A 9,905-nucleotide genomic window follows, 5' to 3' on the forward strand; every position below is an offset into this window, starting at 1 on the left:
CACGAGCGCTGGCTCGTCAGCTACGCCGACATGATCACCGTGCTGATGGCGCTGTTCATCGTGCTGTTCGCGATCAGCCAGGTCGACCAGCAGAAGTTCGTGCAGCTGAAGAGCGGTCTGGCCGAGGGCTTCGGCGCCAGCTCGGCCATCCCGGTCGAGGGCGGCACCGGCATGCTCAGCAGCAACGGCAGCGTGCCGAACCCCGCCCAGCTCGAGGTCGACGCCGCCCCGGCGCCGGTCGACCTGGTCGACGGCAGCGGCGCGCAGGGCGACGACAGCGCGCGGCAGGCCCAGGCCCGGCTCGACGCGGCCGAGGCCGAGCTCGACCGGCTGCAGCAGATCCAGGCGGCGCTCGAGGCGGCGCTGGACGCGCAGGGGCTCGGCGACCACGTCCGGTTCCGCGTGACCGAGCGCGGGCTGGTGGCCGCCGTCGTCGCCGACGACGTGTTCTTCGCCAGCGCGAGCGCGCAGATCCAGCCCAAGGGCCTGGACGTGCTCGACGCGATGGCGCCCGTGCTCGCCCGGCTCGAGGAGCCGATCGCGGTGGAGGGCAACGCCAACCACCTGCAGATGACCGGCGGTGCGTACGCGACCAACTGGGAGCTGTCGAGCGCCCGCGCCACCGCGGTCGTGCGCCACCTCATCGACCGGGGCCGGATGGCGCCGGACCGGCTGTCGGCCACCGGCTACGGCGACACCCGCCCGCTGTTCCCGATCCACGACCCGCAGGCGGTCAGCGGCAACCGGCGCGTCGACCTGGTCGTGCTCGACCAGCAGCCGGCCGCCGTCCGCGACCTGATCCCGCAGATCGCCGAGGCCCGCGGCCTCAGCACCGACGCCCACCCCGAGCCCGCCGCAGGCGAGGCCGACGACGGGGGCCACTGATGCCGTCCGCGCCGTCCCCGTCCGTCCCCGCACCCCGAAGCCCGCTGGAGAGAGTCATGTCCACCGCCACCGCCACCCGCCCCGGGGCGACCGCAGCCGCCGACGGCGGCGAGGCCGCCCCCGCGAAGAAGTCGAAGAAGAAGCTGCTGATCGTGGTCGTGCTCGTGCTCGCCCTGGTCGGCGGCGCCGCCTACTGGTTCCTGCTGAGGCCGAGCGGCGGCGAGGCCGCCGAGCCGGAGCCGGAGCCGGGCGAGGTGCTCGCGCTCGAGGCGATCAGCATCAACCTGGCCGACGGGCACTACCTGCGGGTCGGCATCGCCCTGCAGGTCACCGCCGACGCGGCGCACGCCCCGGACGGCAGCAAGGCCCTCAACCTGCTGATCGACACCTTCACCGGACGCCCGCTGGCCGAGCTCAGCGACACCACGACCCGCCAGGCGCTGCAGGAGGAGCTCACCCACGAGGTCGAGGAGGCCTACCACCACGAGGTCATGGACGTGTACTTCACCGAGTTCGTCACGCAGTAGCGACGCCGCGGGGGGAGCGGGGCCCCTTCAACCCGTTCCGAGGAAGACGACCCGAACGGCTCAACCCCGGGCCCTGGGTGTCGATAGAGCGGTGTGAGCGAGACGACCACCCACCCCGAGCGGCGCGCCGGCACCCGGTCGCGGCGGCGCGGGACCGTCGTCGAGTACGACTTCGCCGCGCCGGCCCGGCTGTCCCGCGAGCACACCCGGCTGCTCGAGGTGGCCGCCGACACGTTCGCGCGGCAGTGGACGACCCAGCTCGCCAGCCGGCTGACCTGCCCGGTCGCCGTCTCCCTCACCGAGGTCACCCAGTCGACCTACGACGCCTACGTCGAGTCCATGCCGGGAGTGCCGGCCCTGGTCGTGTTCACCCTCGACCTCGGCGAGCCCGCCACCAGCGTGCTCCAGCTGACGTCCGGCACGGCCCTCGCGCACCTCGACCACAGCCTCGGCGGCCCCGGCGGAGCGCAGCCCGAGCGCCCGCTGACCGAGATCGAGACCACGGTGACCCTGGCGATGGTCAGCCGCGCCCTCGGCACCCTGCCCTACGCCTTCGCCGCGCTCGGCTCGCCCGACGCCGCGGTCGAGGGCCTGCAGCAGGACGCCCAGCTGCTCGGTGCCGGCAAGGCCACCGACGTCGTGGTCGTCGCCACCTTCACCGTCCAGGTCGGCGAGCACACCGAGCCCGCCACCCTGATGCTCCCGATGGCGCCCCTGCTGCAGCGCCTCGGCGCGCTCGCCCCGCAGGACGTGCGCACCCCCGCCGAGATCGAGCGCGCCGCCGAGGCCGCCCGCACGATGCGCAGCCTGCTGCCCGAGGTGCCCGTCGAGGCCGCCGTCTCGATGAGCGGCCTGCGCGTCCCGCCCGAGCAGGTGCTCGGCCTCGCCGTCGGCGACGTCCTGCGCCTCAGCCACCCGACGGACCGCCCGCTGCTGCTCAGCGTCGCCGGCGTGCCCGTCGCCCGAGCCGTCACCACGTCCCGCGGCCCCCGCCGCGCCGCCCTGATCGTGAGCCGCGAGGAGGACTCCCGATGAGCCCCACGTCCACCACCACCGCCGAGACGGCCGCCGCCGCGGCCGCCGTCGCGCCGCTCGTCCCCGCGCCGCACCCGCTCGTGCCGCAGGACGGCCCGGCGACCCCGGCGCCCGGCGCGGTCGTGCACGCCGCCACCTTCACCGGCACCCGCAGCGGCGAGGTCCTCCTCGCCCTGGACGCCGGCCTGGTGCAGGCGCTCACCGCCGGCTCCGCCGGTCTCGACCTGGTCGACGTCGTGCGCCCCGCCCTGGAGGCCGCGACCTCGGTCCTCGGCCCGAGCGTGCTCGGCCCGGTGCGCGAGGTCGCCGCCGACGAGGTCGCCGCCGGCTCGGTCACCGCGCTCGCCGGCGACGGCGTGGCGCTGGCCTGGGTCGGTCTCTCCCTGCGCGAGGGCGCGGTCCCGCCCGTGCCGCGGCAGGCCTCGCCGGCGTCGGCCGAGGCCGCGCTGTCCGGGCTGGGCCTGAACCTGCTGCGCGACGTCGAGATGACCCTGTCGGTCGAGGTCGGCCGCGCCCGGATGACCGTGCGCGACCTGCTCGAGCTCGCCCCCGGCTCGGTCGTCGAGCTGGACCGCGCCGCCGGCGCCCCGGCCGACCTGCTGGTGAACGGCCGCGTGATCGCCCGCGGCGAGGTCGTCGTCGTCGACGAGGACTTCGGCCTGCGCATCACCGAGCTGGTCCCGCCCACCTCGAACGCCTGACCCACCCGACCCACCCGACCCCGACCGGACGGAAGACACCCCCACCGTGGACACCCTCGCCGTGCTGCTGCGACTCGCCGTCGCGCTCGGCAGCGTCGTCGGCCTGATCTGGCTCGTCTCGCGGGGCATGAACCGCGGCCGCGCCGGACGCGTCGCGGGGCTCACCGAGGTGGTCGCGCGGCAGCCGCTGTCGCGCGCCGCCAGCGTGGTGGTCGTCCGCGTGGGGGAGCGGAACCTCGTCCTCGGCGTGACCGAGCAGCAGGTCAGCCTGCTGACCGAGACCGAGCTGCCCGCGGAGGTCACGGCGCCGGACGCCGTCCGCGTCAGCGAGGTCGTCGAGCTGCCCGAGGTCGCGCCGGTGCCGGACGCCGTCCCGCGGCAGCGGCCGCGCCGCACCGAGCTCGCCAAGCAGCAGCAGGGCGCGCTCGCCGGGTCCGCGCTGTCGCCCGCGACCTGGACCCAGGCGCTGGACGTGCTGCGAGAGCGGACGACGCGACGATGAGCCCCTCCCTGCGGGCCAGGACGGCGCTCCTGGCCCTGGCCGTCGCCGCCCTGGCGGCCTTCGCCGTCCTGCTCGGCGGCGCCCCGGCCTCCGCCGCACCCTCCACCGGCGTGGTGCTCGCCACCCAGGTGACCCCCGCCGGCCCGGCCGCCCCCACCGCGCCGACCGACCCCTCCGCGCCGTCCGGTGCGCCGACGGCCGACCCGCTCACCGGCGACGGCCCGGTCGTCTCGGTCGACGTCAACGGCGTCGACGGCAAGCCCAGCGGCTCGATCGTGGTGATCCTCGCGATCACCGCCCTGTCGGTCGCGCCGGCGCTGCTGCTCATGACGACGGCGTTCACCAAGATCTTCGTCGTGCTGTCGATCACCCGGAACGCGCTGGGGCTCATGGCCGTCCCGCCGAACCAGGTGATCGCGGGCCTCGCGCTGTTCCTCAGCCTGTTCGTCATGGGGCCGGTGCTCGGTGAGGTCAACGACCTGGGCGTCCAGCCCTACCTGAACGGCGAGCTGACCCAGACGCAGGCGTTCGACGCCGGCATCGAGCCGCTGCGCGAGTTCATGCTCGGGCACACCCGCGCCGAGGACCTCGCGCTGATGAGCCGCGCCGCCGACCGGCCGAACCCGCCCTCGCGCGAGGAGACGCCGCTGCTGACGCTCATCCCCGCCTTCGTGCTGTCCGAGCTGCGCTCGGCCTTCATCATCGGGTTCGTCGTCTTCGTGCCGTTCCTCGTCATCGACCTGGTCGTCTCGGCCGCGCTGATGTCGATGGGCATGATGATGCTGCCGCCCGTCACGGTGTCGCTGCCGTTCAAGCTGCTGCTGTTCGTCCTGGTCGACGGGTGGGGCCTCGTGGTCACCGCCGTGGTCGGCTCCTACGGAAGTCCCCTGGGGTAGCGGTGAACGACGCAGCCATCCTCGAGATCGCCATGCAGGCGATGACCGTCGCCGCCAAGGTGTCCGCGCCGGTGCTGCTCACCGCGCTGGTGGTGGGCTTCGCCATCTCGCTGTTCCAGTCGGTGACCCAGATCCAGGAGGTCACGCTCAGCTTCGTCCCCAAGGCGATCGCCGTGGGCGTCGCGATGCTGGTGTGCGGCAACTGGATGCTGCACGAGGTCACCTCGTTCACCACCGGCCTGTACGACTCGATCCCCTCGCTCCTGGCCGGCGGCTGAGCCGTGGGCCTGGACGTCCCGCTCGAGCAGGTCGTCGCCCTGCTGCTGGCGACGATCCGCACCTCGGCGTTCCTGCTGCTCGCGCCGCCGTTCTCGCACCGTGCCATCCCCGCGCAGGTCAAGGCGATGCTCGCGCTCGCCCTCGGTCTCGCCGTCATGCCGGACGTGCCGCCCGCGCTGCTGGAGAACGGCATCGACACCGGTGCGATGGTCGTCAGCGCCGCCCAGGAGGTGCTCGTCGGCAGCGGGCTCGGCTTCCTGGTGATGTGCGTGTTCGCCGCCGTCCGCGCCGCCGGCGACCTGCTCGACCTGTTCGGCGGGTTCAGCATGGCGTTCGTCTTCGACCCGATGACCCAGAGCGGCTCGGCGATCATGGGCCGCACCTTCCAGCTCACCGCGCTCGCGCTGCTGTTCGCCACCGACGGGTACGCCCTCGTGCTCGCGGGCCTGCTGCGCACCTTCGAGGTGCTGCCCGTCGGCGGGGTGCTCGACCTCGACCGGCTCGCGGCGTCCGGCACCGCCGCCCTCACCGGCCTGTTCCTCGCCGCCCTGCAGGTCGCCGCCCCGATGATCGCGGTGCTCTTCCTCACCGACGTCGGCCTCGGCCTGCTCACCCGGGTCGCCCCGGCGCTCAACGCCTTCGCGCTCGGCTTCCCGCTGAAGATCATGATCACCCTCGTCGTCGTCGGCCTGGCGTTCGTCAGCCTGCCGGGCGTGGTCGAGGGCCTCGTCGACGACGCGAACCGCGCCGTCGTCGGCACGGCGGGCGGGTAGCCCCGTGGCCGAGGGGGGTGGCGGCGAGAAGACCGAGGCACCCACACCGAAGAAGCTCAAGGAGGGCCGCGAGCAGGGCCAGGTCGCCCGCTCGTCCGACCTCGGGGCCTGGCTCGGCGTCGGTGCCGCGGCGCTGCTGCTGCCCGGCGTGGCGAGCGCGACCAAGGACGCCGTGCTCACCGCCATGACGAGCCTGGACGCCGTCGCGGCCGACCCCGACCCCGCGCGCGCCCTCGCCGCGTTCACCGGCGCCCTCGGTGACTGCGCCATCGCCCTCGCCCCGCTCGGCGGCGTCACCGTGGCCGTCGCGATCGGCGCCACCGCGGCCCAGGGCGGGCTGCACCTGGCCACCAAGGCCGCCAAGCCGCAGTTCTCCCGCCTCAACCCCTGGAAGGGCCTGAAGCGCATCGCCGGCCCGAACGCCTGGTGGGAGGGGCTCAAGGCGCTGCTGAAGACCGTCGTCCTCGGGATCGTGCTGTGGCGCGTCGTCGTCGACCTCGTCCCGCACCTGGTCGGCTCCGGCTCGCTGCCCCTCACCGCCACGCTGCAGTCGGTCGGCGGTGGCACCACCGACCTGGTGCGCTCGGCCGTCGTCGCCGGCCTGGTCATCGCCGCCCTCGACTTCGTCGTGCAGAAGCGTCGCATCGGCAAGCAGCTGAAGATGAGCCGCAAGGAGATCCAGGACGAGCACAAGCAGTCCGAGGGCGACCCGCTGCTGAAGGGCGCCATCCGGTCCAAGCAGATGGCGATGAGCCGCAACCGGATGATGAGCGAGATCGCCAAGGCCGACGTCGTTCTCGTCAACCCCACCCACGTCGCCGTCGCCCTGCGCTACGACCCGGCGAAGGGCGCCCCCCGCGTCGTCGCCAAGGGCGCCGGCGCCGTCGCCGCGAAGATCCGCGAGCGCGCCGCCGAGCACCGCGTCCCGATGGTCGAGGACGTCCCGCTGGCCCGAGCCCTGCACAAGGCCTGCGAGATCGGCCAGGAGATCCCGTCCGAGACCTTCGCCGCCATCGCCCAGGTGCTCGCCTTCGTCATGCGCCTGCGCAGCAGAGGGGCCGCGAGCGGCGTCCACAAGCTCGCTCAACCGTCTGCTCGCTGACGCGCTCTACCCTCTGCTCGCTGCCGCTCGCGCGGCCCCCGCCCCCTGCCTCCGGTTCGCTGACGCTCGCGCGGCCCCGGCCCCCTGAACGCTCGACTCCTCCCGCCTCGACTCGGTCGCTTCGCTCCCTCGCTCGGCGCGCCGGAGCCGAGCGGGCCGGGCCCTCTGCAAACACCTCTCCCGCTCCTCTACAGGTACGCCTCTCTCCGGCCGAAGCAGGAGAGGCCAGGACGGCGCCAGCGGGCCAGGGAACGGCCACCGCACGAGTTCGAGCGACCCCTCGAGAGGACGCGACCGCGCATGGCCCCGGTGACCCCTGGCACCGCCCCCACGGCTGCCGCCCGACGCCGCCCCGGCATCGGCGCGCTCGCCGTGCCCGTGGGCGTGGTCGGCATCGTCCTGCTGCTCGTCGTGCCCGTGCCGGCGCCCCTGCTCGACGTCCTGATCGCGCTGAACATCGTCTCGGCGCTGGTCATCCTGCTGACCTCGATGTACGTGCGGCGCCCGCTGGACTTCGCGATCTTCCCCTCGCTGCTGCTGGTGTTCACGCTGTTCCGGCTCGGGCTCAACGTCGCCTCGACCCGGCTCGTGCTCGCCGACGGCTACGCGGGCAAGGTGATCGAGGCCTTCGGCCACTTCGTCGTCGGCGGCTCGCTCATCATCGGCCTGGTCATCTTCCTGATCCTCGTGGTCATCCAGTTCGTCGTCATCACCAACGGCGCCGGCCGGGTCGCCGAGGTCGGCGCCCGGTTCACCCTCGACGCGATGCCCGGCAAGCAGATGGCCATCGACGCCGACCTGAACTCCGGCCTGATCGACGAGGACGAGGCCCGGCGCCGCCGCGCCGACGTCAGCGCCGAGGCCGACTTCTACGGCGCGATGGACGGCTCGTCGAAGTTCGTCAAGGGCGACGCGATCGCCGGCATCGTCATCACGGTCATCAACCTGGTCGGCGGTTTCGCGATCGGCATGATGCAGCGCGGCATGGCACCCGGCGAGGCGATCGAGACCTACAGCCTGCTCACCGTCGGCGACGGCCTGGTCACCCAGATCCCGGCCCTGCTGATGTCGGTGTCGACCGGCCTCATCGTCACCCGCGCCACCACGCAGGGCGACATGGGCACCGACGCCGCCCGCCAGCTCTCCCAGCACAAGCCGGCACTGCTCATCGCCGGGTCCGCCGCCATCGCCCTCGCGCTGCTGCCCGGTATGCCGAAGGTGCCGTTCATCCTCGTCGGCGCCGCCGTCCTGCTGCTCGCGCAGCGGGCCAGGCCGCTGGACGCGCTCGACGAGGAGAAGTCCGACGAGCAGGCCGTCGTCCCCGCCGTGAACCCCGACACCCCCGAGGCGCTGCGGGCGCAGATGCGCGTCGACCCGCTCGAGGTCGTCCTCGCCCCCGACCTGGTCGACCTGGTCGACACCGCCTCCGGCGGCGACCTGCTCGACCGCGTGCGCGCGCTGCGCCGCAAGATCGCCCTCGACCTGGGCGTCGTCGTCCCGCCGGTGCGCACCCGCGACAGCGTCGACCTGCCCGTGTCGACCTACGCCATCCGCATCTCCGGCGTCGAGGTCACCCGCGGCCTCGCCCCGGCCGGTCGCCTGCTCGCCCTCGGCGACGGCCTCGAGGCGCTGCCCGGCACCGCCACCACCGAGCCCGTCTTCGGGCTCGCCGGCCGCTGGGTCCCCGTCGAGCTGCGGCACCAGGCCGAGCTCGCCGGCGCGACCGTGGTCGACCGCGCGTCGGTGCTCGTCACCCACCTGTCGCAGGTGATCACGACCAACGCCGCCCGGCTGCTGAGCCGCGAGGACGTGCGCGCCCTCGTCGACGGCGTCAAGGCCGAGCACCCGGCCGTGGTCGAGGAGCTGGTGCCGAACTCGATGACCCTCGGCGAGGTGCAGAAGGTGCTGCAGGGCCTGCTCGAGGAGGGCGTCGGCGTCCGCGACCTGCCCCGCATCTTCGAGGGCCTGACCAGCCGCGCCCGCGTCTCGACCGACCCGGACGGCCTGGTCGAGGCCGCCCGCGCCGCGCTCGGCCCCGCCGTCGCGGCCCCGTACGGCCAGGACGGTGCGCTCACCGTCCTCACGCTGGACCCCGTCCTGGAGCACTCGCTGGTCGAGGCGGTGCGCCCGAGCGAGAACGGCCCGGTGCTGTCGCTCGACCCGCACCGCGCCGAGACGGTGATGGACCAGCTGGCCCGCCTGACCACCGCCGCGGAGGAGCGGGGCATGGTCCCCGTCCTCGCGGTGGCACCCGGGCTGCGGTCCGCGACCCGGCGCCTCGTGGCGCTGGGCGTGCCCCGCCTCCCGGTCCTGTCGTACTCCGAGGTCGGCGGAAGCGGCCTGCGGATCGAGACCGTGGGGACGGTGACCGGCGCCGATGCGCTTGCTGCTTGAGGGTCCGGCGATCGAGCCGCTGCTCGCCCGCGTGCGCGAGGAGCACGGCGAGCACGCCCGCATCGTCGCCGCCGAGAAGGTCCGCACCGGCGGGCTCGGAGGCTTCTTCTCCAAGGAGCACTTCGAGATCACGGTCGAGGTGGACGAGACCGCCGCCGCGCCCGCCGAGCCTGCGCCGGCCGTGACTGCGCAGGCCGTGCTCGCGCCGGACGTGCCCGCGCAGCGCGCCGCCGAGCCCGTTCCCGCCCCGGTGGGCCTGGACGCGGTGCTCGCCACCGCCGAGGAGGAGGAGCTCGCGACCGCGCCGCTCACCGCCCTCGCCCCGGTGCCCGTCGCCGTCGCGGCCGCCGCCTTCGCCGCCGCGTCCGCTCCCGCGCCCGTCGCGGCACCGGTCGCGCTGGCCGAGCCGGTCGGCCTGCCCGAGCCGGTCGAGGCCGAGGCCGAGGTCGGGCAGCAGCCGCAGCCCTGGGTGTTCCGCCGCGTGGAGGAGCAGCCCGCCGTGCACGTGCCGCACCGGCCGATGTCGACCGAGTCGAGCGCCTTCGCCGACCTGCTGGCCGACCTGCAGCGCGAGCACGCGCCCGCCGTCGTCACCGACCCCGGCCCCGAGCCCGACCCGGAGCCGGCCCCGGTCGTCAGCCGCGAGCCGGTCGTCACCCGCGAGCCCGTCGCGCTCCCGGTCGAGGTCGCGCGCCCGCAGACCCCGCCGGCGCTCGAGGGCACCGGCCGGCACGCCCGCCGCTCGCGGCACGCCCGCTCCCTCGACGCCGCCACCGCGCTCGCCGACCTCGGCGTGCCCGCGCAGCTGCTC

10 protein-coding genes and 1 pseudogene are annotated in these 9,905 nt (G+C 74.6%); all 11 read left to right on the forward strand.

Annotation, left to right across the window (positions count from 1 at the left end):
* A partial coding sequence (locus ACYVKY_RS15375; RefSeq protein WP_460435865.1) for an OmpA/MotB family protein occupies positions 1 to 885 on the forward strand: 885 nt, incomplete at its 5' end.
* 56 nt (positions 886 to 941) lie between these two features.
* On the forward strand, positions 942 to 1,412 hold the full coding sequence (locus ACYVKY_RS15380) for a flagellar basal body-associated FliL family protein (RefSeq protein ID WP_460435866.1): 471 nt from the start codon (positions 942 to 944) through the stop codon (positions 1,410 to 1,412).
* A 93-nt stretch (positions 1,413 to 1,505) separates the two neighbouring features.
* Positions 1,506 to 2,447, forward strand: a complete 942-nt coding sequence (locus tag ACYVKY_RS15385) for a flagellar motor switch protein FliM (protein WP_460435867.1) — start codon at positions 1,506 to 1,508, stop codon at positions 2,445 to 2,447.
* Positions 2,444 to 3,148 (forward strand): flagellar motor switch protein FliN, encoded by a 705-nt coding sequence (gene fliN, locus ACYVKY_RS15390; RefSeq protein WP_460435868.1) that lies wholly within the window; start codon positions 2,444 to 2,446, stop codon positions 3,146 to 3,148. Before ACYVKY_RS15385 ends, fliN begins: the two co-directional genes overlap by 4 nt.
* Positions 3,149 to 3,194: 46 nt before the next feature.
* Positions 3,195 to 3,650 (forward strand): flagellar biosynthetic protein FliO, encoded by a 456-nt coding sequence (fliO, locus tag ACYVKY_RS15395; RefSeq protein ID WP_460435869.1) that lies wholly within the window; start codon positions 3,195 to 3,197, stop codon positions 3,648 to 3,650.
* Positions 3,647 to 4,546, forward strand: a complete 900-nt coding sequence (gene fliP / locus ACYVKY_RS15400) for a flagellar type III secretion system pore protein FliP (RefSeq protein WP_460435870.1) — start codon at positions 3,647 to 3,649, stop codon at positions 4,544 to 4,546. Before fliO ends, fliP begins: the two co-directional genes overlap by 4 nt.
* A gap of 2 nt (positions 4,547 to 4,548) precedes the next feature.
* A complete protein-coding gene (gene fliQ / locus ACYVKY_RS15405) occupies positions 4,549 to 4,824 on the forward strand; it encodes a flagellar biosynthetic protein FliQ (protein WP_460435871.1) in 276 nt (91 codons plus the stop codon).
* A 3-nt stretch (positions 4,825 to 4,827) separates the two neighbouring features.
* Positions 4,828 to 5,598, forward strand: a complete 771-nt coding sequence (gene fliR / locus ACYVKY_RS15410; protein ID WP_460435872.1) for a flagellar biosynthetic protein FliR — start codon at positions 4,828 to 4,830, stop codon at positions 5,596 to 5,598.
* A gap of 4 nt (positions 5,599 to 5,602) precedes the next feature.
* On the forward strand, positions 5,603 to 6,700 hold the full coding sequence (locus ACYVKY_RS15415; RefSeq protein ID WP_460435873.1) for an EscU/YscU/HrcU family type III secretion system export apparatus switch protein: 1,098 nt from the start codon (positions 5,603 to 5,605) through the stop codon (positions 6,698 to 6,700).
* Positions 6,701 to 7,000: 300 nt separating this feature from the next.
* Complete coding sequence (gene flhA / locus ACYVKY_RS15420) at positions 7,001 to 9,094, forward strand: flagellar biosynthesis protein FlhA (protein WP_460435874.1); 2,094 nt, start codon at positions 7,001 to 7,003, stop codon at positions 9,092 to 9,094.
* Positions 9,078 to 9,905: pseudogene (locus ACYVKY_RS15425) on the forward strand (hypothetical protein); the annotation flags it as partial. The gene flhA and the pseudogene ACYVKY_RS15425, both read left to right, overlap by 17 nt.

The sequence above is a fragment of the Angustibacter speluncae genome (assembly GCF_054777815.1).

Bases quoted from the DNA above. Each gene is read 5' to 3' on its own strand.
- ACYVKY_RS15380 (WP_460435866.1), top strand. From the start codon at position 942: ATGTCCACCGCCACCGCCACCCGCCCCGGGGCGACCGCAGCCGCCGAC.
- fliN (WP_460435868.1), top strand. From the start codon at position 2,444: ATGAGCCCCACGTCCACCACCACCGCCGAGACGGCCGCCGCCGCGGCC.
- fliP (WP_460435870.1), top strand. From the start codon at position 3,647: ATGAGCCCCTCCCTGCGGGCCAGGACGGCGCTCCTGGCCCTGGCCGTC.
- flhA (WP_460435874.1), top strand. From the start codon at position 7,001: ATGGCCCCGGTGACCCCTGGCACCGCCCCCACGGCTGCCGCCCGACGC.